General features: G+C 72.3%; 23 protein-coding genes and 1 pseudogene. 14 read left to right on the top strand and 10 right to left on the bottom strand.

The genetic code is table 11. From position 1 onward, the window contains the following. Positions 1–29: 29 nt before the first annotated feature. A complete protein-coding gene (locus C6N31_RS28745; protein ID WP_198358544.1) occupies positions 30–1178 on the bottom strand; it encodes a GlxA family transcriptional regulator in 1149 nt (382 codons plus the stop codon). Positions 1179–1298: 120 nt separating this feature from the next. Between C6N31_RS28745 and C6N31_RS28740 the strand changes: the two genes are divergently transcribed. From C6N31_RS28740 to C6N31_RS28715, 7 genes and pseudogenes are all read left to right on the top strand, one after another. After that, entirely contained in the window at positions 1299–1835 is a 537-nt protein-coding gene (locus C6N31_RS28740; RefSeq protein ID WP_198358543.1) for a carbonic anhydrase, read from the top strand. A 78-nt stretch (positions 1836–1913) separates the two neighbouring features. Further along, positions 1914–2048, top strand: a complete 135-nt coding sequence (locus tag C6N31_RS45260) for a hypothetical protein (RefSeq protein WP_269288646.1) — start codon at positions 1914–1916, stop codon at positions 2046–2048. An 81-nt stretch (positions 2049–2129) separates the two neighbouring features. After that, a pseudogene (locus C6N31_RS46175) lies at positions 2130–2258 on the top strand (AraC family transcriptional regulator); the annotation flags it as partial. Between the two features lie 110 nt (positions 2259–2368). Beyond that, positions 2369–2962, top strand: a complete 594-nt coding sequence (locus C6N31_RS28730; protein WP_198358542.1) for an HD domain-containing protein — start codon at positions 2369–2371, stop codon at positions 2960–2962. 198 nt (positions 2963–3160) lie between these two features. Beyond that, the gene (locus C6N31_RS28725; RefSeq protein ID WP_198358541.1) at positions 3161–3676 is read left to right on the top strand and encodes a hypothetical protein; all 516 of its coding nucleotides are present in this window, start codon (positions 3161–3163) and stop codon (positions 3674–3676) included. A gap of 323 nt (positions 3677–3999) precedes the next feature. After that, positions 4000–4980 carry an aldo/keto reductase gene (locus C6N31_RS28720; protein ID WP_198358540.1) on the top strand — a complete coding sequence of 327 codons (981 nt, stop codon included), beginning with the start codon at positions 4000–4002 and terminating at the stop codon, positions 4978–4980. 464 nt (positions 4981–5444) lie between these two features. Continuing rightward, complete coding sequence (locus tag C6N31_RS28715) at positions 5445–5882, top strand: cupin domain-containing protein (protein ID WP_138353974.1); 438 nt, start codon at positions 5445–5447, stop codon at positions 5880–5882. 58 nt (positions 5883–5940) lie between these two features. Here the strand turns inward: C6N31_RS28715 and C6N31_RS28710 are convergent, their stop codons facing one another. Then, on the bottom strand, positions 5941–6399 hold the full coding sequence (locus C6N31_RS28710) for a MarR family winged helix-turn-helix transcriptional regulator (RefSeq protein WP_138354026.1): 459 nt from the start codon (positions 6397–6399) through the stop codon (positions 5941–5943). Between the two features lie 154 nt (positions 6400–6553). On the opposite strand from C6N31_RS28710, the gene C6N31_RS28705 reads away from it, so the two are divergent. Together C6N31_RS28705 and C6N31_RS28700 are read left to right on the top strand one after the other, a co-directional pair. After that, the gene (locus C6N31_RS28705; RefSeq protein ID WP_138353973.1) at positions 6554–7798 is read left to right on the top strand and encodes an MFS transporter; all 1245 of its coding nucleotides are present in this window, start codon (positions 6554–6556) and stop codon (positions 7796–7798) included. A gap of 110 nt (positions 7799–7908) precedes the next feature. Beyond that, positions 7909–8313 carry a GlcG/HbpS family heme-binding protein gene (locus C6N31_RS28700; RefSeq protein WP_138353972.1) on the top strand — a complete coding sequence of 135 codons (405 nt, stop codon included), beginning with the start codon at positions 7909–7911 and terminating at the stop codon, positions 8311–8313. An 89-nt stretch (positions 8314–8402) separates the two neighbouring features. Here C6N31_RS28700 and C6N31_RS28695 read toward each other — a convergent pair whose 3' ends face one another. From C6N31_RS28695 to C6N31_RS45960, 8 genes are all read right to left on the bottom strand, one after another. Further along, the gene (locus C6N31_RS28695) at positions 8403–8792 is read right to left on the bottom strand and encodes a hypothetical protein (RefSeq protein ID WP_138353971.1); all 390 of its coding nucleotides are present in this window, start codon (positions 8790–8792) and stop codon (positions 8403–8405) included. A gap of 74 nt (positions 8793–8866) precedes the next feature. Next, positions 8867–9751: a C40 family peptidase gene (locus C6N31_RS28690; RefSeq protein WP_138353970.1), complete on the bottom strand. Its 885-nt coding sequence runs from the start codon at positions 9749–9751 to the stop codon at positions 8867–8869. 177 nt (positions 9752–9928) lie between these two features. Continuing rightward, the gene (locus tag C6N31_RS28685) at positions 9929–13567 is read right to left on the bottom strand and encodes an nSTAND1 domain-containing NTPase (RefSeq protein ID WP_198358539.1); all 3639 of its coding nucleotides are present in this window, start codon (positions 13565–13567) and stop codon (positions 9929–9931) included. Between the two features lie 153 nt (positions 13568–13720). Further along, positions 13721–14377 carry a peptidylprolyl isomerase gene (locus C6N31_RS28680; protein ID WP_138353964.1) on the bottom strand — a complete coding sequence of 219 codons (657 nt, stop codon included), beginning with the start codon at positions 14375–14377 and terminating at the stop codon, positions 13721–13723. A gap of 191 nt (positions 14378–14568) precedes the next feature. Beyond that, positions 14569–14976, bottom strand: a complete 408-nt coding sequence (locus tag C6N31_RS28675; protein ID WP_138353963.1) for a PTS-dependent dihydroxyacetone kinase phosphotransferase subunit DhaM — start codon at positions 14974–14976, stop codon at positions 14569–14571. Beyond that, on the bottom strand, positions 14973–15611 hold the full coding sequence (dhaL, locus tag C6N31_RS28670) for a dihydroxyacetone kinase subunit DhaL (protein ID WP_187145262.1): 639 nt from the start codon (positions 15609–15611) through the stop codon (positions 14973–14975). The genes C6N31_RS28675 and dhaL overlap by 4 nt, the downstream gene beginning before the upstream one ends. 174 nt (positions 15612–15785) lie before the next feature. Continuing rightward, positions 15786–16778 (bottom strand): dihydroxyacetone kinase subunit DhaK, encoded by a 993-nt coding sequence (gene dhaK, locus C6N31_RS28665; protein WP_138353961.1) that lies wholly within the window; start codon positions 16776–16778, stop codon positions 15786–15788. 122 nt (positions 16779–16900) lie between these two features. Beyond that, entirely contained in the window at positions 16901–17293 is a 393-nt protein-coding gene (locus C6N31_RS45960; RefSeq protein WP_138353960.1) for a hypothetical protein, read from the bottom strand. A gap of 515 nt (positions 17294–17808) precedes the next feature. Between C6N31_RS45960 and C6N31_RS28655 the strand changes: the two genes are divergently transcribed. The 5 genes from C6N31_RS28655 (at position 17809) to C6N31_RS28635 (ending at position 24095) form a co-directional block, all read left to right on the top strand. Further along, positions 17809–18459, top strand: coding sequence for a TetR/AcrR family transcriptional regulator (locus C6N31_RS28655; protein ID WP_138353959.1), 651 nt, complete (start codon positions 17809–17811; stop codon positions 18457–18459). A 107-nt stretch (positions 18460–18566) separates the two neighbouring features. Further along, the gene (locus tag C6N31_RS28650; protein WP_138353958.1) at positions 18567–19757 is read left to right on the top strand and encodes an acyl-CoA dehydrogenase family protein; all 1191 of its coding nucleotides are present in this window, start codon (positions 18567–18569) and stop codon (positions 19755–19757) included. A 39-nt stretch (positions 19758–19796) separates the two neighbouring features. Then, on the top strand, positions 19797–20663 hold the full coding sequence (locus tag C6N31_RS28645) for an oxygenase MpaB family protein (RefSeq protein ID WP_198358538.1): 867 nt from the start codon (positions 19797–19799) through the stop codon (positions 20661–20663). 78 nt (positions 20664–20741) lie between these two features. Beyond that, positions 20742–22919 carry a serine/threonine-protein kinase gene (locus C6N31_RS28640; protein ID WP_232485781.1) on the top strand — a complete coding sequence of 726 codons (2178 nt, stop codon included), beginning with the start codon at positions 20742–20744 and terminating at the stop codon, positions 22917–22919. 72 nt (positions 22920–22991) lie between these two features. Beyond that, the gene (locus C6N31_RS28635; protein WP_198358537.1) at positions 22992–24095 is read left to right on the top strand and encodes an NAD(P)H-dependent flavin oxidoreductase; all 1104 of its coding nucleotides are present in this window, start codon (positions 22992–22994) and stop codon (positions 24093–24095) included. Position 24096 lies beyond the last annotated feature (1 nt).

The raw sequence follows: 24096 nt of genomic DNA, 5'->3' as shown, positions 1-24096 counted from the left end.
TAACACCGGGCGTTTGACGATCAATTGGATCAGCCAACTCCGCGGAGGGGATGAGGTGTCGGGCTGCTTTGGACGGCTTGGGTGGTGGCCGGCTGCCGCTCTTGGCGTGCCGAGCGACGGCCCTCCGGCGTCGCCGGGCGGGTCGCTGTGACGTCACCTTCAGAACCGCGACAGCTTGCTCGTACACGACCCGGGCCTCTCCGGAACTGGCCGCGATACTCGGCCGGGCTCATACCGGTGTGCGACGTGAACAGGCGCCGAAACGTGCCCTGGTCGAGATAGCCGACCCTCGACATGACGTCCGAAAGGCGCAGGTCGGAGGTTTCGAGGAGGGCCTTCGCCGTGCCGATGCGTACGCACTGGAGATGGCTGAGCGGGCTCTCGCCGGTCTCGGCCCGGAAGCGTCGCAGCATCGTCCTGGTGCTCACGTGGAAGGCCGCCGCCAGCTCGGACAGGCTGTAGGGCTGCGAGGTCCGGGCCTCGAGCCACCGCTTCACGTCGCCGGAGAACTGCCGACCGGGTGCCGCCGAGATTGCCTCGTCCACGTAGGGCGCCTGGCTGGTGCGGCCGTCGGGTACGAGGGTGACGCGGGCGGCCACCCGGGCGATCTCGTCCCCCATCGAACGGCTGATCACCGTCATAGCGAGGTCGAAGGCGGTGCTGAACGCCCCAGTGGTGGTGATCCCCGCGTCCTCGACGATGAGGGCCTTCGCGTCCACCGTCGCTCGCGGGTAGCGGGCGGCCAGGGCCCGGGCGAACAGCCAGGCGGTCGTCACCCGGCGTCCGTCGAGCAGCCCGGCCTCCCCGAGGAGGAACGCCCCGAGGCAGATCGACGCGATCGGCACCCCACTGCCGGCGACCTGCCCGATCACACCGACCTCTCTGTCGAGGGTGCGCAGTCGGGCGTCCAAGTCCTGATTCGGTATCAGCTCGAAGCCCGGCACGACGAGAAGGTCGAGCGAGGCGGGCACGGCGACCGTACCGAGGGAGACACCGCCCGAGGCGGTCACCTGGCGGCGGGCGGCCACGATCGCGACCTCGAACCTGGGAGCCAGGTCGCCGTGGAGGTGCACGGCGACCTGGTTCGCCACGGTCAGCAGGTCGGCGAATCCGAACGCCTCCGAGGCGAAGCACCCGTCGAAAGCCAGGACTCCCACTCGGTACGGTGTGTGATTCATGTGGCGAGAATACCCCCACAAGAGGGCGATCCCGCCCCTCGGCAGGAGCGTGGTCACGGAGGGACGATCTTCCTCGAAGGACGGCAACGTTCGCCGACCCATCACCGAGGAGCACATCCCATGACCGTCACCGGCGAACTGTTGAAGCGGAACCAGGCGCACGCCGAGCACCACCCCGGGCGCGCCTCGTCCTTGGTGCCGTCGCTCCAGACGGTTCTGGTCACCTGCTGTGATCACCGGGTCGACCCCGCCCACGTGCTGGGGCTGCGACTCGACGAGGCCGTGGTGATCCGCAACGAGGGCGGCCGGGTCACACCGGACGTGGTGCGGACGCTCACGACTCTCGCGACCGTGGCCCTCGTCGAGAACCTGGACCTGGACGTCGAGATAGTCGTGATGCACCACACCGACTGCGGTACCTCACGCCTCGCCCGGCCGGAGCACGCCGCCCTCGCCGCTCAGATCTTCGGCGTCAGCGAGGACGAGCTCGACGCCAAACACCTCGCGGATCCGACCGCCGCGGTGAGGGCAGACCTTCAGGTCCTTCGCCACACACCGCTCATCCCCGCCGACCTGCGGTTGACCGGCCTCGTCTACGACGTGGCGACCGGCACGGTCAACCGGGTGGGGGAATCGGCAGAGCCCGCGGCCGACTGAGCCGACACCACGCCGACGCACTGTCATAACCCGATAGAGCAGAACTCGAACCGTCAACCCCCGACGAAGGGCACCACCATGCGCAAGCTCGCCGCCGCCGTCACTGCCATCGCCGCACTCGCCGCGCTCACCGTCCTCACGGCCACCACCGCCGACGCCGACGCCATCAACATGAACGGCGCCCCCGCCCCGGTCGACGCCATCGCCGCATGAAGGACACGGTGGCTCCCGCATCGTCGATTCGAGTGCTGGTGGCGGCGCCGAACAGCTGCAGCTGAGTATGCGTCACTTCTCGTGCCTCTCCGCCAGCGCACGAGCAGCACGCCCGCTGCGTACATCGAAGCCGTCCGGTTGGAGGCCGCGCGCCGCCTGCCGGAGGACACCGAGCAGAGCCTGCCCGAGGTCGCGGACGTCAGCGGACTCGGCTCGGTGGCAACGCCGCACCGGGCCTTCCGCCGACGGCTCGTCACCACCCCTCGCCGAGTGCCGCCGCCGCTTCCGCCACCGCGGCCAACGAAGAGAGAGCCCCACTCGTGCCACTGTCCCCGTTCCCTGACTCACTGCTCGCCCGTGCAGCCGACCAGTTGCTGCACACCGCCTGCCCACCCACCCTGGTGGCCCACTGCTACCGCACCTACCGCTTCGGTGCCGCCCTCCTCGACGGGCGGCAGCGCGCCTTCGACGCGGAAGCCCTGTTCATCGCCGCCGCCCTGCATGACCTGGCTCTGGTCGAGGCGTACGACGACCCCGTTACTCCGTTCGAGTTGCACGGATCTTGGCTGGCCGCAAAGGAGTTGACCACCCGCGGCGCGCGGCCCGAGCTGGTCGAGCTGGTCCGGGACGCGATCGCCCTGCACCTGGAGATCAGCACGGCCGACGACCCCCGGCCCGAGGTAGCCGCGGTCCACCTGGGCGCCGTGGCGGACGTCGTCGGCCTACGCCTGGACCAGCTGCCGCCCGCGTTGGTCGCCGAGGTGCTCGAACGCCACCCCCGGCAGGGGTTCTCCGCCTACGTGAGCGAGGCAATGACCCGGCAGGCGACGGCTAAACCCGACTCGACGATCGCCGCCCTGTTCCAGCACGCGCGCTTCCTCGACCTGGTCGCCGCGGCCCCGTTCGACGCCTGACCGCCACGGCTACGGGGCACGCTCGCCCATGGCTCCACATCAGCTCATCGCGGCAGAACGTCACATCTCTCGCTGCGAAAGCTAGTTGACCGAACAAGGGGCAAAGGGCGAAATGCTCGGAGTACGCCCTCTCAGAACTGGCAGTCTCCGGTGGGATGATCGCCGCAGCCCGACAAGGGTCACTTAAGGATCTGGCTTATGAACCGTATATCCCTTCGCTCCGCCGTTCCTGCGGTCGGAGCCTTGTCCATCCTCGTCGTCGCGGGCTGCGGCAGCTCGTCCTCGGCCACGAGGGGGAGCGCGACGGCTTCGGACACCACATCGGGCAGCGCCACAGCAAAGAGCACAGCGCCGAACGGCGCCGCCTCCGGCGGCGGCAGTGGCACTCTCACCGTGACCGGCTCGGGCGGTGCCACCTATCACTTCGACAAGGTCGACTGCGCCGGGCGCAAGGACCCGGCCGGGGACCTGCTCACGACGGCGACCTCCAGCACGGCCTCCGACGTCACCGCCCTCATCTCTCACGCCGGGGGGAAGACGTCGGTACTCATGACCATCGGCAGCGCCAACCCGACCATATGGGCGGATGTCTCCGGCGCCGGTGTAGCCACCTACGCCCGGACCGCCGACACCGACACCCTCGCCAAGCTCCCCGTCGAGCGCACCGGGGCCTCCTCACCGACACGGCCACTGGCACCCTCACGGGCACTTTGACCTGTGCGAGCACCGCCGCGCTGGTCTAACCGCCACTGATCGCGGCGGAGCGCCACCTCCGCTTCCGGCCGCGTGTCACAGCCTGCGCTGCCCCGTACGTCGCCAGGGTCAGCGTCGCCGCCCCGCCCACAGTGCCGAGGGCAATGCGGTGGGCCGAGGCGCCCGGCCGTTCGGCGGTCGGGACACGCTCATTGCGATGGTCCGCATGTACGCCTCGACGGCGGCCAGCATTTCACCCCGCAGGATCTCGCAGGCATCGCACTGGTCATCGGCGCGATCGCGATCCACCAGCAACAAGACCAGACACATCAAAGGGAGACAGCGTGAAGTACACCCGGCTCGGCACCTCAGGCCTGAAGGTGTCACGGATTGGCCTGGGCATGATGAGTTACGGCGACCCGGCCGATGAGAAATGGATGCTCCGCGAGGACGCTGCCGAGCCCATCGTCCGGCGTGCGGTCGAGGCCGGCGTGACGTTCTTCGACACCGCCGACATGTACTCGCTGGGCCGGAGCGAGGAGATCACCGGACGGCTGCTCACCGAACTCTTCCCGCACCGCGACGACTACGTGCTCGCCACGAAGGTCTACTTCCCGATGGGGCCGGGTCCCAACGACGGTGGTCTGTCCCGCAAGCACATCATGGCGAGCATCGACGCCTCGCTGCGGCGGTTGAAGACCGACCATGTGGACCTCTACCAGATCCACCGCTGGGACTACGAGACCCCGATCGAGGAGACCATGGAAGCGTTGTACGACGTTGTGCGGTCCGGGAAGGCTCGCTACATCGGCGCGTCCAGCATGTTCGCCCATCAGTTCGCCAAGGCCCAATACACCGCACGGGCGGCGGGCTGGACCAGGTTCGCGTCCATGCAGAACCACTACAACCTGGTGTACCGGGAGGAGGAACGGGAGATGATCCCGCTCTGCCTCGACGAAGGAGCTGGAGCCATCCCCTGGAGCCCACTGGCGCGCGGGCTGCTCGCGGGTTCGCGTAGGCGGGGCGGTGAACAGCGCACCGTTCGCGCCGGGAACGACGCCCTGGCCGAAAAGTTCTACACGGAGGCCGACTTCGACGTGGTCGACGCGGTCGCGGCCGTCGCCGACGAGCGGGGGCTGCCGATGGCACAGATCGCGCTGGCATGGCTGTTGAGCAAGCCCGTGGTCAGCGCGCCCATCGTGGGAGCCACCAAGACGGCCCACCTGGACGACGCGGTCGCGGCGGTGGACGTGGCGCTCACCGATGAGGAGATCGCCCGGATGGAGCGGCCCTACCAGCCACACCCGGTACGTGGCCACAGCTGACGTCGACGCCGGGTGACCCTGGGCCGGGCGGGTGTCGTTGGTTCCCTCGGCACCGACGCTCCGTGATCGTTCCTCGCCTGCTGCCGGGCTCGGCGGCAAACGCTGCGGTGCGGCCCAGCCAGCACTGGATCAGCACGCCAAGATCCCGGTGCTGGTTCCGTGCTGACTGCGACGGCCCGGATCAAGGAAACCCGCAGGTCCTAGCTTTCTTCGGATGAGTGGTCGTACCACTCGATGGTGGTGCCGATCAGGCTCGCGGCGACGATGCGGCGGAGCGAGCCGGGGGTGGGTGGCGCGGGGGCCTGGGCAGTCATGGTTTCCACTTCCGGGCGGGGACGGATTATCCGGGTGCTGCCACACCGTAGAAACAGCTGGTCCGTTGACCCATGTGGTGGGACACCACAGGCCCGCCGCCCCCTGTGCGCGCCGGCCCCATGCCGCGTCAAGTGCGAGAGGCTGGGTCCATGACGGACATCTCTGAACTGGTCGCGCTGCTCGGTCTGGAACCCCATGTCGAGGGCGGGTGGTACCGGGAGACCTGGAAGGCCCCCGGCGAGGCGGTCCCCGCCGGGTATCCGGGGCCGCGGGCGTTCGCGACCGGCATCTACTTCCTGCTGCACCCGGGCGAGGTCTCGAAGTGGCACCGGGTGCGCTCCGACGAGCTGTGGCTGTGGCACCGCGGAGGCCCGCTGCGGATGCGGCTGGGCGGCGACGGCGAGCGCCCGGACGAGGCCGGGGCCGTCGAGGCGGTGCTCGGGAGCGGGGTCGAGAACGGGGAGCAGCCGCAGTTCCTGGTGCCCGGCGGGTTCTGGCAGTCCGCCGAGCCCGCGGGCGACGAGCCGGTTCTCGTGACGTGCGTCGTCGCCCCCGGGTTCGACTTCGAGGACTTCACGCTGGAGTGACCGGGGTGAGGTGAGTGCTCCGGGGCGGGCCGCCCGCCCCGGAGCACTCCCGGGCGGTTCAGGCGGGCGCGCCCAGTGATTCGACGGCGTTGGCCAGCGGGGTCAGCTCGGGGTTCTTCGCGGCCTCGTCGAGGGCCTCGCGCAGGGCGGCGTCGTTCGTCGGGCGGGCCTCGGCGAGGAGTTTCAGACCGGCCTCGCTGACGTTGGTGTAGATGCCGCGGCGGTCGGTCGGGCACAGATAGCGGGAGAGCAGCCCGCGGTCCTCGAGCCGGGAGACCAGCCGGGTGGTCGCGCTCTGGCTGAGGACGACGGAGTCGGCGACCTGGTGCATCCGCAGGTGGCCGCCTTCGCCGTCGTGCTGGCGGCTGAGGACGTCGAGCAGTGAGTACTCGCGGACGCTCAGGTCGTGCCCCGCCTGCAGCGCCCGCTCGATGTGCGCCTCGATCCGGCCGTGCAGCAGCGACAGCGCCCACCAGCCCTGGGCGAGACCGGTGAGTGCGGGGTCGGTGGCGGTCATGGAGGGTCCCTTCTGCGGCGAGGTGCGGGCGTGAGCGCGCATACAGCACAGGATAGAGCACTACCGCGATAGCCCGCGTTTGCAATGAAACGCGTCTGCAATTATTGTGAGGTCCCGTAAGGCGCACTCGCAACGTTACTGGGAAGTGAACCCCATGCCTCTCGCACTCCTGGCCCTCGCTATCGGGGCCTTCGGGATCGGCACCACCGAGTTCGTGATCATGGGGCTCCTGCCCGAGGTCGCCGCCGACTACGGCGTCACGATCCCGACCGCCGGATTCCTGGTCACCGGCTACGCCCTCGGCGTGGTGCTCGGCGCCCCGCTGATGACCGTCCTCGGCACCCGGATCTCCCGCAAGCGCATGCTGATGCTGCTGATGGGCCTGTTCATCGCGGGCAACGTGATCTCCGCGGTCGCCCCGGTCTTCGGTGTGATGCTCGCCGGGCGCATCGTCGCCTCCCTCGCGCACGGCGCGTTCTTCGGCATCGGCGCGGTGGTCGCGGCCGGCCTGGTCGCCCCGGCGAAGGAGGCCGGAGCCATCGCGATGATGTTCACCGGTCTGACCGTCGCCAACGTGGTCGGCGTACCGCTCGGCACCCTCGTGGGCCAGAACTTCGGCTGGCGTACCACGTTCTTCGTCGTCGCGGGCCTCGGCGTCCTGGGCCTGCTCGGCATCGCCAAGCTGCTGCCGGAACAGCCCCGGCCCGAAGGCGTACGGCTGCGCCACGAGCTGGCGGCCTTCCGCAACGTCCAGGTGCTGCTCGCGATGGCGATGACCGTCCTCGGTTTCGGCGGGGTCTTCGCCGCCATCACCTACATCACCCCGATGATGACCGACGTCGCGGGCTTCGCGGACACCTCCGTCACCTGGCTGCTGGTCCTGTTCGGCCTCGGCATGGTCGGCGGCAACCTGATCGGCGGCCGGTACGCCGACCGCCGCCTGATGCCCATGCTGTACGTGACGCTGGGCTCCCTCGCGGTCGTCCTGACGCTGTTCACCTTCACCGCCCACAACAAGGTCGCGGCCGCCGTCACCATCCTGCTGATCGGCGCCCTGGGCTTCGCGACCGTCCCGCCGCTGCAGAAGCGGGTCCTGGACCAGGCGGCCGGTGCCCCGACCCTCGCCTCCGCCGTGAACATCGGCGCCTTCAACCTCGGCAACGCCCTCGCGGCCTGGCTCGGCGGCATCGTCATCGCCTCGGGCCTCGGCTACACCGCGCCCAACTGGGTCGGCGGCGCGCTCGCCGCCGCGGCGCTGGTGCTCGCGATCGTGTCGGGCTCCCTGGAGCGCCGGACCACCGCCCACCGCCGGCTCACCGCCGACAGCGTGCCCGCCGCCTCCGCCGCGCCCACGCCGACCGTCGAGCGGGAGCCGGTGTCCGTTCCGGCCCACCTCTGAACCATCCCGTTTCCCACCGCGGGACCCCACCCGCCCCGCCCCGTCATCGCACCACCCCACTGAGGAGAACCACCCCATGAGCACCACCACCCCCAAACGCTGTCTTCCCGCTGACCATCCAGGACGCCGAGACCCTCGTCGAAGCCGCCCGTGCGGCCGCGGAGACCGCCGGAGTACCGGTCAGCGTCAGCGTCCTCGACGCCGGCGGGCACCTGCTGGCCTTCCGGCGCGACGACCGCGCGGTGCTGATCTCCGGCGAGACCAGCACCCGCAAGGCGTTCACCGCCCTGCAGTTGAACGCGCCGACCGCGGACCTGGTCGAGGCGGTCCAGCCCGGCGCCCCGTTCCACACCCTGCCGACCGCCCTCGACCGGCCGCTGCTGTTCATCGCGGGCGGCGTGCCCGTCCACCGCGGCGGGCGCCTGATCGGTGCGATCGGCCTCGGCGGCGGCGCCCCCGAGCAGGACCACGGCATCGCCGTCACGGCGCTGCGCGCCCTCGGCGACGTGGCCTGACCTCTGCCGGCGGACAGCACGGTGGGCCGCCCCTGATCAGGAGCGGCCCACCGTGCCGTCCGCCGACCGGAGGCCGGCGGGTCGTCAGCTCAGCACTCGCGCAGGCCCGGTGCGGGGTCCACCGGCGTCTTGACGCTCACGGCCGGCACGTTGCCCCACTGGCCGTTGTCGAGCTGCGTCCAGTACCAGATGTCGTTGCCGCCCCCGTGCCGGTCGCCGTGGCCCCAGCACTGGAACCAGCTGAACGTCGAGTTCAGCTGTCCCCTGACCGCGGAATTGTACGAACGGTCTGCGTACCCCTTCGCTCCGGCCGCGTTCCCGCAGTGCAGGCGGCCGTCCGCCCAGATGCTGCAGTCGGCGGCGGCCCTGGCGTGCGGGGCGGGTGCCGCGGGCGCGGCCGAGGCGGGGACGGCGGCCGTCAGCCCCGCGGTGAGAGCGGTGGCGGCCAGCGCGAGGACGAACCTGCTGCGTGCGGACATGACTCCTCCAGATGATGGGTGCGGGTGGTGCGTGGGGTGAGGTGGAACGTGAGGTCCGGGGCGGCGCTACGCCCTCACGGACAGGTGGGTACGCCGACGAGCCAGGCGGGACCCTTGATGTAGATGTTGGTGATCCACGCGCGGTAGTCCGGCAGATAGGACCAGGCGTCGTTGGTGAAGCCCTCGGCGGTGACGGACTGCGCGTGCTTCTGGCAGCTGATCTTCACCGAGGTCGGGCCGGCGAACTTGTACACCCGCGCGCTCGTGGTGGACGCGTCGGCGTGCGTCCAGACGTCGGTGCCCCAGGTACTGAAGCCGCCGCCCGGCGCCGCGGTGCCGTCGATCCGGACCGCTCCGGCGTAGTCGCCGCCCACCCGGGCGTCGCTGACCATGACGTGCGTGCCCGACTGCCGGGCCTCGACCATCTTCCCCGCGCCGAGGTAGACCGCGATGTGGTGGATCGCGCCGCCGTTGCCGTAGGCGAGCAGGTCACCGGGGCGCAGCGGTGCGGTGCCCTGGGCGGCGCTGAAGCGTGCCGACGCGTGTGTGGTGTTGAACTGGCTCCGGGAGGTGCCGTTGAGGATGTCCTGCCCGGTGGCCTGGGCGTAGGCGAACCGCACCAGCCCCGAGCAGTCGAAACCGCGCCGCTCGGGGTCGTGGTTGCTGGCGGGGTCGCTGGGGTCCACCTGCCCGTAGGTGGCGCCGGGCTGCGCACCGTGGCCACCGCCCCACGAGTACCAGACGCCGATCTGCCCGCAGGCCGCCCGTACCGCCTTCTCCGCCACCGCCGAGGCGCCCGGCGCGAGTACGTCGCAGGTGCCGGCCGCCGCCGCGGCCCGCGCCGGGGCCGACGGGGCCGCTTGCGCGGTCGGCCCCGCCGCCCATCCGCTGAGCGCCAGTACGCAGAGGGCGCTGGCCGCCCTGGTGATCCTGTTGATCCTGTGCCGGGTGTGTCGCATTCGTGGTCCCCGTTCGTCCCGCCGAAAGTCCGGTCGCTGCGGTTCGGTTGCTGCCCTCCGAGCCTGTGCGGCGGGCCGGTCGGCGTCGAGGACCCGCCCGTCGCCCGATCCGACGGGAAACGGGAAACACCTGGGGAAACAGCTCTGATCAGCGCTGATCGGCCCTGGCCTGCGCTGTCATGACGGGCAGACGGGCCGGTACGGCACGCCGGGGAGCAACTGGGCCCAGCGCGTCCGGCCCGCTCCTCCGGCCAGCCGGCAGATCTCGGCGCCGCGCTGCCGCACATCGACGTTCCACAGCCGCACGGTGCCGTCGTTGCTGCTGCTGGCCAGCATCGGCTGCCGGGGGTCGAAGGCGACCCCCCAGACCGCGCCGCTGTGTCCGGTGAGGGTGGCGGTGAGCCGCCACCCGCCGGTGTCCCACAGCCGTACGGTGCCGTCGCTGCCACTGCCGGCCAGCGTCCGGCCGTCCGGGCTGAAGGCCACCGCGCGCACCGCGCCGCTGTGGCCGGACAGTCCGGCGGTGCGGCCGTCGGCGCCGGGCCCGCTCGGGTCCCAGAGCCGTACGGTCCCGTCGTTGCCTCCACTGGCCAGGGTCCGGCCGTCCGGGCTGAACGACACGCCCCGCACCGAACCGCTGTGCCCCCGGAGCACGGCGCCGGCCCGGCGTCCGGCCACGTCCCACAGCCGCACCGTCAGATCGTCGCTGCCACTGGCCAGCGTCCGCCCGTCCGGGCTGAACGCGACGGTGTTCACGAAGTCCTGATGCCCGGTGAGGTCCGTGACGAGCCGGTGCCGCGCCACGTCCCAGAGTTTGACGGTGCGGTCCGCGCCGGCCGAGGCGAGGAGGCGTCCGTCGGGGGAGAAGGCGACGGCGAAGACGGATCCGTCGTGGCCGGTGAGGTCGGCGAGCAGCCGGCGGTGGGTGACGTCCCAGAGTTTGACGGTGCGGTCCGCCCCTGCGGAGGCCAGCAGCCGTCCGTCCGGGGAGAAGGCCGACTGCCAGAGCTCGGCGAACGGACGCGTGGTCAGCGCGGACCTGCCCAGGTCCCACAGCACCACGGACTGGTCGAACCCCGCCGTGGCCAGCAGGTTTCCCGGCCCGACGGCGATGGACAGCACGTAGTCCGTGTGTCCGGCGAGGGTGGCGGTCACCCGGTGGGTCGCCGTGTCCCAGAGCTTGGCGGTGCCGTCGCCGCTGGTGCTGATGACAGCGGTACCCTCCCGGCTGAACGCCACCGCGTTGATGTCGTCGTTGTGGCCGGTGAGAGTGGCGAGCGGCCGCTGCTCCGCGACGTCCCAGAGCCGGACGGTGCGGTCGGCGCTGCCGGAGGCGAGGGTTCTCCCGTCCGGCGCGAAGGCGACGGAGAGCACCTCGTCGTTGTGGCCGGTGAGGGTCGTCAGCGGTTGCCGGCCCACGGCGTCCCAGATCCGGATGGTGCGGTCGGCGCTGCTGGAGGCGAGGGTTTTCCCGTCCGGCGCGAAGGCGACGGAGAGCACCTGGTCGGTGTGGCCGGTCAGCGTCGTCAGCAGGCGCCGGCCCGCGACGTCCCAGAGCCGGACGGTGCCGTCCGCCCCGCCGGACGCGAGGGTCGCGCCGTCCGGCGCGAAGGCGACCGCCCGGACGCCGCCGCTGTGACCGGTCAGCGTCCCGGCCGCCCGGTGGTCCGCGACGCCCCACAGCCGTACGGTGCCGTCCGAGCCGGCCGACGCGAGCAGCCGGCCGTCCGGGCTGAACGCGACGGAACGCACCGGAGCGCCGTTGCCGGTGAGGGCCGTCACCGTCCGGTGGTCCGCGACGGACCACAGTCGTACGGTGCCGTCCGAGCTCGCCGAGGCCAGCAGCCGGCCGTCCGGGCTGAACGCGACCGCGTTGACCGGTCCCGTGTGGCCCCTGAGCCGGCCGGCGAAGTACTGGGACTGCGTGCTGAGCAGGGCGCCGCGCGCCTCGGTGGTCGGCGCCGTGCGGTACGCGGCCGCGGCCAGCAGTATGGACGCCTCCGGCTGCCCGGTCGCCAGCGCGCCGGACCGCACCGCCATCTCCTGCGACTGCGCGACCCGGCGCTCGTCGACGGCACGCGACCGCTGCTGGAACGCCAGGCTTCCGGCGAGGACCGCGACGACCAGCAGCGCCGCGAGGGTGACCAGCAGCCGCCGCTGGACCGTGGCCTGCCGCCGAGCGGCGGTCCGGCGGCGCCGCTCCTCCGCCAGGCTCGCGTCCAGGAACTCCGTCTCGTGCGGGCCGAGTTCCGCGCGGCCGTCGGTCTGCTCCGCCCATTCCCGCGCGACGGACAGCCGGTTGCCGCGGTGCAGCAGCCCGGGGTCGCGCCGCTCCCGCACCCACTCACCCGCGGCCTGGGCGAGCTGCTGATGGGTCAGCAGCCCCGCCCGGTCGTTGTCGATCCAGCCGCGCAGCCGGGGCCAGGCGCGCAGCAGCGCCTCATGGGTGATCTCCACGGCGTCCCGGTCGACGGTCAGCAACCGGGCCCGGACGAAGGCGTCGAGGGTCGCCTCGGCGGCCCGCCGGTCGGGCAGCTGCGCCAGCAGCGGATCGCGGTCCGCCCGGCGCCGGGACTCCACGTCGCCGTCGCCGACGTGCACCAGCCGGACCAGGATGCGCCGGGCGAGGTCCTGTTCGGCCGGCTGCAGCCGGCCGAAGACCTCCTCGGCCGACCGGGCGATCGCGCCGTGGATGCCGCCCGTCATCTCGTACCCGTGCACGGTCAGCGTGCGGCCGCTGCGCTGCTGCCAGGTGACGAGCAGCGCGTGGGAGAGCAGCGGAAGGGCGCCGGACGCTGTCCCACGGGAGGCGCCTCGCACCTCCAGGTCCCGCAGCAGCAGTTCGACCAGGCCCGGCTCCAGTGCGAGCCCGGCCCGTTCGGCGGGGCGGACGACGGCCTCCCGCAGTTCGGCCGCCGTCATCGGGCCCAGCGCGAACAGGCCGTGGGTGAGGACCGCCGCCAGCTCCTCGTGTTCGAGGCAGCGCCCGCAGAAGTCCGCCCGCATCCCCAGCACCACCACGGCGGGCGGCTCCCCGCCGCCGGACGCGGCGCGGGAGACGGAGCAGAGCACGGAGACGAAGGCGTGCCGCTCCGCCTCGTCCGCGCACAGCGTGAACGTCTCCTCGAACTGGTCGACCAGCAGCACCAGCCGCGCCGTGCCGAGGACCGGGCGCAGGATCTCCGCCAGCCGGCCGGGCCCTTCCTCGAGCTCCTCAGGGGTGACGCTCAGGCCGGTCCCCAGGGCCTCGGTCACACAACGCAGCAGCTCCTTCAGCGGGTTCGGGGTGGGCGTGCACACCACCACCGGCCAGCCGCAGGATCCCGCGACAGGCAGTGCACCGCGCTCCAGCGCGGGTACCAGCCCGGCGCGCAGCAGGGAGGACTTTCCCGCGCCGGACGGGGCGATCACCGCCAGCGGCCCGCCGCCGATCCGGCCGGCGAGCTGTTCGAGCAACCTGGCGGTGGCCCGGTCCCGGCCGAAGAACCACCGCGCGTCCTGCGGGCGGAAGGCCGCGAGCCCCGGGTAGGGGCACACCGCGTTCCGCGGGTCGTCCGCTTCCGGTGTCCTGGCCGGTGGCACCTCGGGGACCAGCCGCGCCAGCGCGCCCCCGGCCAGCAGCTCTTCGTCGCACCGGCGGGCCAGATCGGGAGTGGGCGGCTTGCCGCCGTTCTCGATCTTGCTGAGATAGCCCTTGCTGTAGTGGATCCGCTGCGCGAGCGCCGTCAGCGACAGCCCGCGCTCACCCCGCAACCGGCGCAGCTCCGCCCCGAATCCGGCCGGTCCGTGCGCCGACGTTTCGTCCGGTCCACCCATGCGTACTCCCGCGGAGATCCGGATCACCACGCTACAGGTGGGATCGTGATACTTGGTCACCAATGGGCATGACTGCGGGAGATGGCTGCGGGAGATGGTGGCGGACAGCTCGGGCGTGGTGCCGGCCCCGGAGTGCCGGGGCCGGTCCCGCCGTCACCTGGTGCTGATCTGCACCTTCCGGATGTCCACGGGAAGGGCCGGGTAGCCGTCGCCGGGGCCGTTCTGGTCGTCCTCGCCGGCCGCGGCGATCTTCTGCAGGACGTCGAGCCCCGCGGTGACCTTGCCGAACGGGGTGTAGGCGGGGGAGAGCTTGGTGTCCTTCCAGACGAAGAAGAACTGGCTGCCGTTGGTGTTCGGACCGGCGTTGGCCATCGCCAGCGTCCCGGCCGGGTAGGTGGCGCCCGTCAGGTTCTCGTCGGGGAAGGAGTACCCCGGCCCGCCGCTGCCGGTGCCCGTCGGGTCACCGCACTGCAGCACGTACAGCCGCTGGGTGGTGAGGCGGTGACAGTGCGAACGGTTGAAGTAGTCGCGCTCGGCCAGGAACCGGAACGAGTACGTGGTGCACGGGGCCTTGTCCGTCAGCATCTTGACGGTGATGGAGCCCTGACTGGTCTTCAGCGTCGCGCTGTACGGTCTCGCGGCCTTCCGTGCGTCGAAGACCGGTATCCCCTTGAAGTTGTCGGCGGGGACGGCCGCGGTGTACGCGCAGGGGGCGGGCGCCGGTGGCGGATCGTCGGCGGCCGCGGCCGTCGTCAGGCTCAGCGGGAGAACGGCGGCGGCGGTGAGCAAAGCCCATTGCTTGCGCTTCATACGAGGACCCTCCGGATCGGAACCTGACACGGCCGCACCATGCCTGCCCGATCTGGTGGGGGCTAAGCGCCGCATGGGCCCGGTGGGACGTGATGGCCGAAACCGGTGCGTCCCCGCGCGGGTTCCGTACCCCCCGCACCGGTGCGCCCGGCGGGCCGCCCGCTCGCGCGGGAGGCCCGCCGGGCGGCCGGTCACACCTTGCGGTACGTGTACGCCTCCTCGGCCGCGGCGACGACCGCCGCCAGGTCCGCCCCGGCGGACGCGGTGACCACCGCGGCGACCGCGCCCTCGACGAAGGGCGCGTCGACGAGCCGGGTGTCCGGGGGAAGTTCGTCCTCCTCGGCCAGCATCGCCTTGACGGTGAGCACGGCGCTGCCCAGATCGACCAGGACCGCCACCCCGGCGCCCTGGTCCACGGAGTGCGCCGCCGCCGCGATCAGGTCCGAGCTGGTGCCCAGCTCACCGTCGGGAGTGCCGCCCGCCGGTGCGACGCGCGCGACGGCGCCGCCGCCGGCCAGCCCCGTCGCGAGCAGGCCGACCGCTTCGGCGACCGCCGCGCTGTGCGACACCAGGACGATGCCGACCAGGCCGTCGCTCATGCGACCGCCTCCGCCGCGGTGTCCGCGAGCGCGGCGACCAGCAGCGCGGCCGAGGTCGCGCCGGGGTCCTGGTGTCCGATGCTGCGCGGGCCGAGATAGCTCGCGCGACCCTTGCGGGCCTGCAGCGGCACGGTCGCCGCCGCGCCCTCGTCCGCGGCGATCCGGGCGGCGGCGAGGCCGTCCGCGAGCCCGGCGCCCGCGTCGAGCGCGAAGGACAGCGCCTCGACCGCCGGGACGAGCGCGTCGAGCATCGTCTTGTCGCCAGGTACGGCCCCGCCGAGCTTCCCGACCGCCTCGACCCCGGTGCGCAGGGCGTCGCGGAACTCCTCGGGGGTGGCCGGGGTGCCGTCGCCCAGCGCCTTGCCCGCCCTGCGCAGCAGCGTGCCGTACAGCGGGCCCGCAGCCCCGCCCACGGTGCTGATGAGCTGCGAGCCCACGAGGGTGAGCACCCCGCCCGGGGTCTGCGGCGGCTCCAGCTCCACCGCCGCGTGCGCCGCGGTGAAACCGCGCCGCATGTTGCTGCCGTGGTCGGCGTCGCCGATGGGGGAGTCGAGTTCGGTCAGCCGGTCCGCCTCGCGGTCGACGACCGCGGCCGCCGTCGCCAGCCAGCGGCGCAGGAAGTCGGCGTCGATCACCGGGCCGGGAGCCGTGGATGCGTTCATGCGGTCCTCTCTACGGGGCGTGTCCATGGAGTCGCGGGTGGCAGGGCCTGGGTCACGGCCGCGATCAGCAGCACCAGCACAAAGGCTGGTTCGCGGCCGCGCCCCAGGTGTATTGACCCGCAGGGTGGTTTGCGCGGGTCAATACACCTAGCAGCCCCAGCGCAGGCCCGGCGTCGAGACCGGGGCGTCCCACAGCCGCAGCAGCTCCTCGTCCACCTGGCACAGGGTCACCGAGCAGCCGGCCATGTCGAGGGACGTCACGTAGTTGCCGACCAGGGTGCGGGCGACCGGTACCTTGCGTTCGGCCAGCGCCCGGTGCACCTCCGCGTTGAAGCCGTACAGCTCCAGCAGCGGGGTGCCGCCCATCCCGTTGACGAGGGCGATCACCGGCGCGTCGGGCCGCAGGTCCTCGACCACCGCGTCGACGACGACATCGGCGATCTCGCCCGACGTCATCATCCCGCGCCGCTCGCGGCCGGGCTCGCCGTGGATGCCGACGCCCAGCTCCAGCTCACCGGCGGGCAGATCGAAGGTGGGGCTGCCCTTGGCGGGGGTCGTGCACGCGCTGAGCGCCACGCCGAAGCTGCGCGAGGACTCGTTGACCCGCCGGGCGAGCGCCTCGACCCGCTCCAGCGGTGCGCCCTCCTCGGCCAGGGCGCCGGCGAGCTTCTCGACGAAGAGCGTCGCGCCGGTACCGCGCCGGCCGGCCGTGTACAGGCTGTCGAGGACGGCGACATCGTCATTGACCAGGACCTTGGCGATCTGTACGCCCTCGTCCTCGGCGAGCTCGGCCGCCATGTCGAAGTTCAGCACGTCGCCCGTGTAGTTCTTGACGATGAACAGCACGCCCGCGCCGCTGTCCACGGCGGCCGCAGCGCGGACCATCTGGTCCGGCACGGGCGAGGTGAACACCTCGCCGGGGCAGGCGGCGTCGAGCATGCCCCGTCCGACGAACCCGCCGTGCAGTGGTTCGTGCCCGGAGCCGCCTCCCGAGACCAGACCGACCTTGCCCGCGACGGGCGCGTTCCGGCGGACGATCAGCCGGTGCTCGACGTCGACGATCAGTTCCGGGTGGGCGGCCGCCATGCCGCGCAGGGCGTCGGCGACCACGCTTTCGGCCACGTTGATGAGCATTTTCATGAGGTGCGGCCCTCCGCTTCAACAGCTGTCGTTGCGTCCACTGTGCACGCTGGCAGCCTACGTACCGGGCCTGGCGAAGGCACCCCGGCGGCGGGCCCGGCGCGGCGCCCGCCCCGTACGACCTATGGCGGAGAGGGCTCCGCCCGCAGGCGCAGCGACCGCGCGACGATGCTGTCCGACGTCACGAGGGCCTGCTCCGCCTCCACGCGCGTGAGGAAGACACCGGGCGGGATGACGGGCGGCATCGGCAGCTTGTCGGGGGTGAAGGTCACGCAGAAGACGCCTTCGACGCAGCCGCTGAGCCGGGTGAGGTACAGCAGGACGTTCCCACCGAGATCGAGCCGGTCCGCGCTCAGGGCGAGCCGGCCGGGACTGTCGTGGGTGGACAGCCGGTAGTCGGTGAGTGACGCCGACGCCATGCTGACGACCATGACCTTCAGCGGGCCCCCGGCGGTGGGCACGGTGGTCACCGAGGAGAGCACGAAGCCGTTCGGGGTGAAGCGGCTCGTCGTCACCGTCGGCGGCACGGACCGGTGCGGCGCCGGCGCCGGCGCCGGCGAGGATCACCAGCAGGACGGCCGGCAGCGCGACGGCGAGCGCCCGGCCGCCGGTACTGCCCGTAGCACCGCCTGTCGCGCCGGGCACGGATCCGGATCCGGGGTCCGGGTCCGCCCCTTCCGCCGGCCCTCCGCCGGCGGTGCCGGGCACCACGGGCTCGTCCAGGGTCCAGCCGAAACCCATCGCGCTCCCGGCGATCCCGAGCAGCATGCCGACCAGGAAACCGCCGAGGTTCGTGGCGGCGAACGAGAGCACCGACAGGATCAGCGCGTTGACGCTGACGTACTGGCGGGTGCAGCGGATCCCACCGGCGGCGGATGCCCGGCCGGTGCGGCGGTGCGGGTGATCAGGAGGTGCGGGTGATCAGGCGTGCGGGGACGTGCCGCGACAGGACCCGGCGGAGGGCGGTGACGCCCGGCGGCCTTCTGGCATACTGCGGAAATCCTGTGGCAGTTGGAGAGTAGGCCCGATTTTGAATAATAGTCAACAGCGTGGAACGGACGTTCCACGAGGACCGCGCGGCACCGACCGGTCCCTGGCGCGGCGAGCCGAACTCATAGCCACCGGACGGAAGTTGTTCGCCAACACCTCGTACGACGCCCTGTCCATGGACGACATCGCCCGGCACGCGGGCGTCGCCAAAGGGCTGATCTACTACTACTTCAAGAACAAGCGCGGCTACTACCTCGCCATCGTGCGCGAGTCGGTCGAGGAGCTCGTGGTGCGTGCCTCCAGCACCGCCGACCTACCGCGCGCCGAACGCGTGCACCGCACCGTCGACGGCTATCTCCGCTACGCCCAGCACAACCAGGCCGCCTACCGCACGATCGTGAGCGGCGGTGTCGGCTTCGACGCCGAGGTGCACGCGGTCCGCGACGCGGTGCGCGAGGAACTGCTCGCGGCGATCGCCGAAGGCGCGTACGGGCACCGGGAGCTCCCGGTGGTCGCGCGCACCGCGCTGGTCGGATGGCTGTCGTGCGTCGAGGGCGTGACCTTGGACTGGCTCGGCCACCAGGGGCTGGAGCGGGACGTGGTGCGGTCCCTGCTGGTGCGCATGCTGCGGGACACCCTGCTGGCGATCCAGGACTTCGAGCCGTCCTGCCCCGCGCCGGTCGCCGAGTGACGGGGCAACCCACCGCCCGGTGTTAGCCCTTCCGAATTACTGGAACGCGTTCTAGTCTGTGCGCCGTCGCCGCAGGGACCGGGGACCCGGAGACCTTAGGAGGGGCCGTGCACCTGGACTACACACCCGAGCAGCAGCAACTGCGCGTGGAGCTGCGTTCGTACTTCGCCGGACTGGTGCCGGACAACGTCTACGCCCGCTACGCCGATCCCGCGGCGCAGAAGAAGTTCTACCGGGACACCGTCCGCCGGCTCGGCGCCGACGGCTGGCTGGGCATCGGCTGGCCCGCGGAGTTCGGCGGCCGGGGGCTGTCGCCGATGGAGCAGTTCATCTTCTTCGACGAGGCGGCGCAGGCGGGTGTGCCGCTGCCGCTGATGGCGCTGAACACCGTCGGTCCGACGATCATGCAGTTCGGCACCGAGGAGCAGAAGGCGTACTTCCTGCCGAAGATCCTCGCCGGGGAACTGGACTTCGCGATCGGCTACTCCGAGCCGGACGCGGGCACCGACCTCGCCGCGCTCAAGACCCGCGCGGTGCGCGAGGGCGACGAGGAGTCCGGCACCTACACCGTCAACGGCCAGAAGATCTGGACCACCAACGGCGACACCGCCGACTGGGTCTGGCTGGCTGTGCGCACCGACCCGGATGCCCCGCCGCACAAGGGCATCACGATGCTGCTGGTGCCCACCTCCGACCCCGGCTACTCGTGCACGATCATCAACACCCTCGCCTCGCACGACACCACCGCCAGCTACTACGAGAACATCCGGGTCCCGGCCGGCCGCCGGGTCGGCGCGGAGAACAAGGGCTGGCGGCTGATCACCAACCAGCTCAACCACGAGCGCGTCACCCTCGCCGCCCACGGCACCATGGCGATCCGCGCCCTGCACGACGTGCAGCGCTGGGCCGCCGACACCAAGCTCGCCGACGGCAGCCGGGTCATCGACCTGGGCTGGGTGCGGCGCCGGCTCGCGCTGACGCACACCCGGCTCGACGCGATGAAGCTCCTCAACTGGCAGATGGTGGACGCCCTCCAGCAGGGAACGCTCACCCCGCAGGACGCCTCCGCGGTCAAGGTCTACGGTTCCGAGGCCCGCCGGGACGCCTACGCCTGGCTGATGGAGATCACCGCGGCCGCGGGCCCGATGAAGGAGGGCTCCGCGGGCGCCGTCCTCCACGGCGAGCTGGAGCGCGGCTACCGCAGCGCGGTCATCTTCACCTTCGGCGGCGGCAACAACGAGATCCAGCGGGAGATCATCTCGTGGATCGGCCTGGGTATGCCGCGCGTCCGCCGTTAGCGTGGAGGTGGGGGCACACGGGCGGCGATGGAGGCGGCGATGCGCGACGCGGACCCCGGGCTCTTCGGACCCCGGTCGGTCACCTGGCAGCTGCACGGCGATCCGATCATGTGGGTCGCGGGGGTGCGCGCCCTGTATCTGCAGGCCCTGCACCCCCGCGCCGTGCAGGGCGTCATGCAGAACTCCAACTTCCGGAAGGACGCCTGGGGGCGCCTGCTGCGGACCGCCGACTTCGTCGGCACGATCACCTACGGCACCTCCCTCCAGGCCGAGCGGGCCGGGGCCAGGGTGCGCGGCATACACCGCCGGCTCGGCGCGATCGATCCGCGCACCGGTGAGCGGTTCGGCGTGGACGACCCGGAACTGCTGCTGTGGGTGCACTGCGCCGAGATCGACTCCTATCTGGCGGCCGCCCGCCGGTCCGGGCTGCCGCTCACCGGCGGCCAGGCCGACGCCTACGTCGACGAGCAGCGCACCGCCGCCCGGCTGGTCGGCCTGGACCCCGGCACGGTGCCCGAGAGCACCCTGGCGCTCGCCGACTACTTCGAGAACGTCCGGCCGGAGCTGGCCGCCACCGAGGACTCGGACGCGGTCTACGCGTTCCTGCAGGCGCCGCCGGTGCCCTGGCCCCTGGTGCCGGCCAGGGCCCTGCTGTGGGCCCGGGTCGCGGACCTGGCCTACGCGGCGCTGCCGCCCTTCGCCCAGCAGCTGTACGGCCGCCCGGCGCCCTCCGCCGCCGCCACCGGGCTGCGGCTGCGGCTGGCCGGCCGGGCGCTGCGCACCGTCCCCGCCCAGCTGCGCTGGCAGCTGCCGCCGGGACATATCCTCAAGGCGGTGGGGCGGCTCGGGCCCGGAAGCCATCCGTCCGTGTACAAGCTGCGCGAAGGGGCGCGTTCCCTGCCGTAATGCGACGTGCCTCCCGGCGGTGCCTGCGGCCATACTGGACGCCGGGGGAGTTACGCGGAACGACGGGGGCGGCGGCGGATGATGGCGGCTGTACACGATGGCAGTGGCACGCTGATTCAGAGCCGGTACCGGCTGAACGAGCTGATCGGCCGGGGCGGGATGGGCGAGGTCTGGCTGGCCCTGGACGAGTCGCTCGGGCGGCGGGTCGCGGTCAAGTGCCTCAAGCCGCTGAGCCCGGCCGCGGACGCCGGGTTCACCCGGATCCTGCAGGAGCGGTTCCGGCGCGAGGCCCGGGTGGCGGCCTCGCTGCAGCACCGCGGCGTGACCGTGGTGCACGACTTCGGCGAGCACGACGGCGTGCTGTTCCTGGTGATGGAACTGCTCGACGGACGCAATCTGCTCCAGGTGCTGGACGACGCCCGGCGCCAGCCGCTGCCGGTCCCGGACCTCATGGACATCGCGGAACAGGTCGCGTCGGCGCTGGCATACACCCACGCGCAGGGCATCGTGCACCGGGATCTGAAACCGGCCAACATCATCCGGCTGAGCGACGGCGCCGTGAAGATCTGCGACTTCGGCATCGCCCGGCTCGGCCACGACATCGGCTTCACCTCCCGCCTCACCGGCACCGGCATCGCCATGGGGACCCCGCACTACATGTCGCCGGAACAGATCGGCGCGTCCGAGGTCGACCAGCGCAGCGACCTGTACTCGTTCGGCTGTGTGCTGTACGAGCTCGCCACCGGGGCGCCGCCGTTCGACATGGACGACGCCTGGGCGGTGCTGGTCGCCCACCGCGACGCCGTGCCCGAGCCGCTGTGCGCCGGCCGGCCCGACCTGCCGCAGGAGCTGGAGCGGCTCATCCTGGACCTGCTCGCCAAGGCCCCGGACGACCGGCCGCAGAACGCGGCGGACGTCGGCGGCCGGCTGAAGGCGATGCGCGGCGCGGCGGAGCGCCCGGTGGTCCCGGCGGCCCCGCTGCCGTCCTGGGCGCGCGACCTGGCCTCGGACTCCGGCGCCCGCGCCACCCGGGCGTTCCACGCCGCCGCGCCGCCGCGGCACGAACTCACCGGCGCCTGGTCCACCCGCACCGCCTTGGGCGCCGTCGCGCCCGCGCCGGAGCAGCTCGCGACGCTGGCCGCCCGGCACACCGAAGGAATCGACCTGGAGCGGCTGGGCCGCTGGCAGGAGGCGTACGACCTGCACACCGCGGTCGCCGCGGAACGCGACCGGGCGCTGGGCACCGAGCACCCGGACACCCTGACCAGCCGCCACGAGGCGGCGTCCTGTCTGGCCCGGCTGGGCAGGACCGAGGACGCGATGCGGCTCTACGACTACGTCGGCGGGGTGCGGCAGCGGGTCCTCGGCCCCGACCATCCCGACACTCTCGCCGCCCGGCACGAGGCGGCGTACGCGCTCGGCCGGCTCGGTCTGCACCTGGAGGCCCACCAGGGCTACTCCGCGGTGCTCGCCGCCCGCGAGCGCACCCTGGGCGCCGAGCACCCCGACACCCTGCGCTGCCGGCACAACCTGGCCTTCAACCTGGGCCGGCTGGGACGGCTCGACGAGGCGTACGCCATGGCCGTCGAACTCGCCGCGGTCCGGGCCGGGGTGCTGGGCCCCGACCACCCCGAGACGCTGGTCACCCGCTACGAGGTGGGCTACGTGCTGGGCCAGCTCGGCCGCTGGGCCGAGGCGCTGGAGGTGTACGGGGAGGTGGCCGCCGCCCATGAGCGCACCCAGGGTGCCGGCCATCAGGACACCCTGGCCGCCCGCTACGAGATGGGGATATGCCTGGGCCGGCTGGGGCGCAGCGCCGAGGCGCTGGAGCTCTACCGCGACCTGGTCGCGGCCCGCACCCGTACCGGGGGCCCGTCCGACGCCGAGACGCTGCGCGCCCGGCACGCCCTGGGCGTCAACCTCGGCCGGCTCGGCCGCTGGGACCAGGCGCTGGCCGAGGCGGGGACCGTCGCGGAGATCCGTGAGCAGGCGCTGGGCGCGGACCATCCCGACACCCTGGTCAGCAAGCGCGAGGTCGCGGTGGGGCTCGGCTGGCTGGGCCGGTGGGAGACGGCGCTGGACGTGTACCGCGAGGTCGCCGACGCCCGGACCCGGGTGCTCGGCCCGGCCCACCCCGACACCCTCACCAGCCGCAACGACGAGGCGCACTGCCTGGAACAGCTCGGCCGCTCGGCGGAGGCGCTCGCGCTCTACCGCAAGGTCGCGGCGCAACAGGGGGGCCCGCAGAGGCTGTGAGTTTCCCAAATATCTGACGTTGCGTCAGATAATCTCTTCCGTCTCCGCGCCCGCTGCGGCATCCTGCCCACCATGGAGACGGAGCTGAGCAAACGGCTGGGTATCGAGCACGCCATCTTCGGCTTCACGCCGTTCCCCGCGGTGGCCGCGGCCATCAGCCGCGCCGGGGGAATGGGCGTGCTCGGTGCGGTGCGCTATTCGGACGCGGACGAACTCGCCCGCAGCCTGGACTGGATGGAGGAGAACACCGGCGGCCGGCCCTACGGCCTCGACGTCGTGATGCCCGCCAAGAAGGTCGAAGGCGTCAGCGAGGCCGACATCGAGGCCATGATCCCCGAAGGGCACCGCGAGTACGTCCGCCAGGTGCTCGCCAAGCACGGCGTACCGGAGCTGGGACCGGACGACGTGTCGGGCTGGCGGATCACCGGCTGGATGGAACAGGTCGCCCGCAACCAGCTCGACGTGGCCTTCGACTACCCGATCAAACTGCTCGCCAACGCGCTGGGCTCGCCGCCCGCCGACGTCATCGCCCGCGCCCATGAGCACGACGTCCTCGTCGCCGCCCTCGCCGGCAGCGCCCGCCACGCCGGGCACCACAAGGACGCCGGCATCGACATCGTCGTCGCGCAGGGCTACGAGGCCGGCGGCCACACCGGCGAGATCGCCAGCATGGTGCTGGTCCCCGAGGTCGTCAGCGCCGTCGAGGGCATCCCTGTGCTGGCCGCGGGCGGCATCGGCACCGGTGAACAGGTTGCCGCCGGACTGGCCCTGGGCGCCCAGGGCGTCTGGCTCGGCTCGGTGTGGCTCACCACCACCGAGGCGGAACTCCCCTCGCGGGTGCTCATCGACAAGCTGCTCGCGGCGGGCTCCGGCGACACCGTCCGGTCCCGGGCCCTCACCGGCAAGCCGGCCCGTCAGCTGCGCACCGAATGGACCGACGCCTGGGAGGACCCGGCCGGTCCCGGCACCCTGCCGATGCCGCTGCAGGGCCTGCTGGTCGCCGACGCGGTCTCCCGGATCCAGAAGTACGAGACCGAGCCGCTGCTCGGGACCCCGGTGGGCCAGATCGTCGGCCAGATGAACTCCGAACGCAGCGTCCAGGCGGTCTTCGACGATCTCACCCGCGGTTTCGAACGGGCCGTCGACCGTATCAACCGCATCGCCGGCCGAGCCTGAG

The organism is Streptomyces fildesensis, assembly GCF_016107395.1.
Classification (GTDB): Bacteria; Actinomycetota; Actinomycetes; order Streptomycetales; family Streptomycetaceae; genus Actinacidiphila; species Actinacidiphila fildesensis.
This window is presented reverse-complemented; position numbering and strand designations above follow the sequence as displayed.

Coding starts and splice junctions, on each gene's coding strand:
- C6N31_RS28745 (WP_198358544.1), bottom strand. CDS start 1,178: ATGAATCACACACCGTACCGAGTGGGAGTCCTGGCTTTCGACGGGTGC.
- C6N31_RS28740 (WP_198358543.1), top strand. CDS start 1,299: ATGACCGTCACCGGCGAACTGTTGAAGCGGAACCAGGCGCACGCCGAG.
- C6N31_RS45260 (WP_269288646.1), top strand. CDS start 1,914: ATGCGCAAGCTCGCCGCCGCCGTCACTGCCATCGCCGCACTCGCCGCG.
- C6N31_RS28725 (WP_198358541.1), top strand. CDS start 3,161: ATGAACCGTATATCCCTTCGCTCCGCCGTTCCTGCGGTCGGAGCCTTG.
- C6N31_RS28715 (WP_138353974.1), top strand. CDS start 5,445: ATGACGGACATCTCTGAACTGGTCGCGCTGCTCGGTCTGGAACCCCAT.
- C6N31_RS28710 (WP_138354026.1), bottom strand. CDS start 6,399: ATGACCGCCACCGACCCCGCACTCACCGGTCTCGCCCAGGGCTGGTGG.
- C6N31_RS28705 (WP_138353973.1), top strand. CDS start 6,554: ATGCCTCTCGCACTCCTGGCCCTCGCTATCGGGGCCTTCGGGATCGGC.
- C6N31_RS28695 (WP_138353971.1), bottom strand. CDS start 8,792: ATGTCCGCACGCAGCAGGTTCGTCCTCGCGCTGGCCGCCACCGCTCTC.
- C6N31_RS28690 (WP_138353970.1), bottom strand. CDS start 9,751: ATGCGACACACCCGGCACAGGATCAACAGGATCACCAGGGCGGCCAGC.
- C6N31_RS28685 (WP_198358539.1), bottom strand. CDS start 13,567: ATGGGTGGACCGGACGAAACGTCGGCGCACGGACCGGCCGGATTCGGG.
- C6N31_RS28680 (WP_138353964.1), bottom strand. CDS start 14,377: ATGAAGCGCAAGCAATGGGCTTTGCTCACCGCCGCCGCCGTTCTCCCG.
- C6N31_RS28675 (WP_138353963.1), bottom strand. CDS start 14,976: ATGAGCGACGGCCTGGTCGGCATCGTCCTGGTGTCGCACAGCGCGGCG.
- dhaK (WP_138353961.1), bottom strand. CDS start 16,778: ATGAAAATGCTCATCAACGTGGCCGAAAGCGTGGTCGCCGACGCCCTG.
- C6N31_RS28645 (WP_198358538.1), top strand. CDS start 19,797: ATGCGCGACGCGGACCCCGGGCTCTTCGGACCCCGGTCGGTCACCTGG.
- C6N31_RS28640 (WP_232485781.1), top strand. CDS start 20,742: ATGATGGCGGCTGTACACGATGGCAGTGGCACGCTGATTCAGAGCCGG.
- C6N31_RS28635 (WP_198358537.1), top strand. CDS start 22,992: ATGGAGACGGAGCTGAGCAAACGGCTGGGTATCGAGCACGCCATCTTC.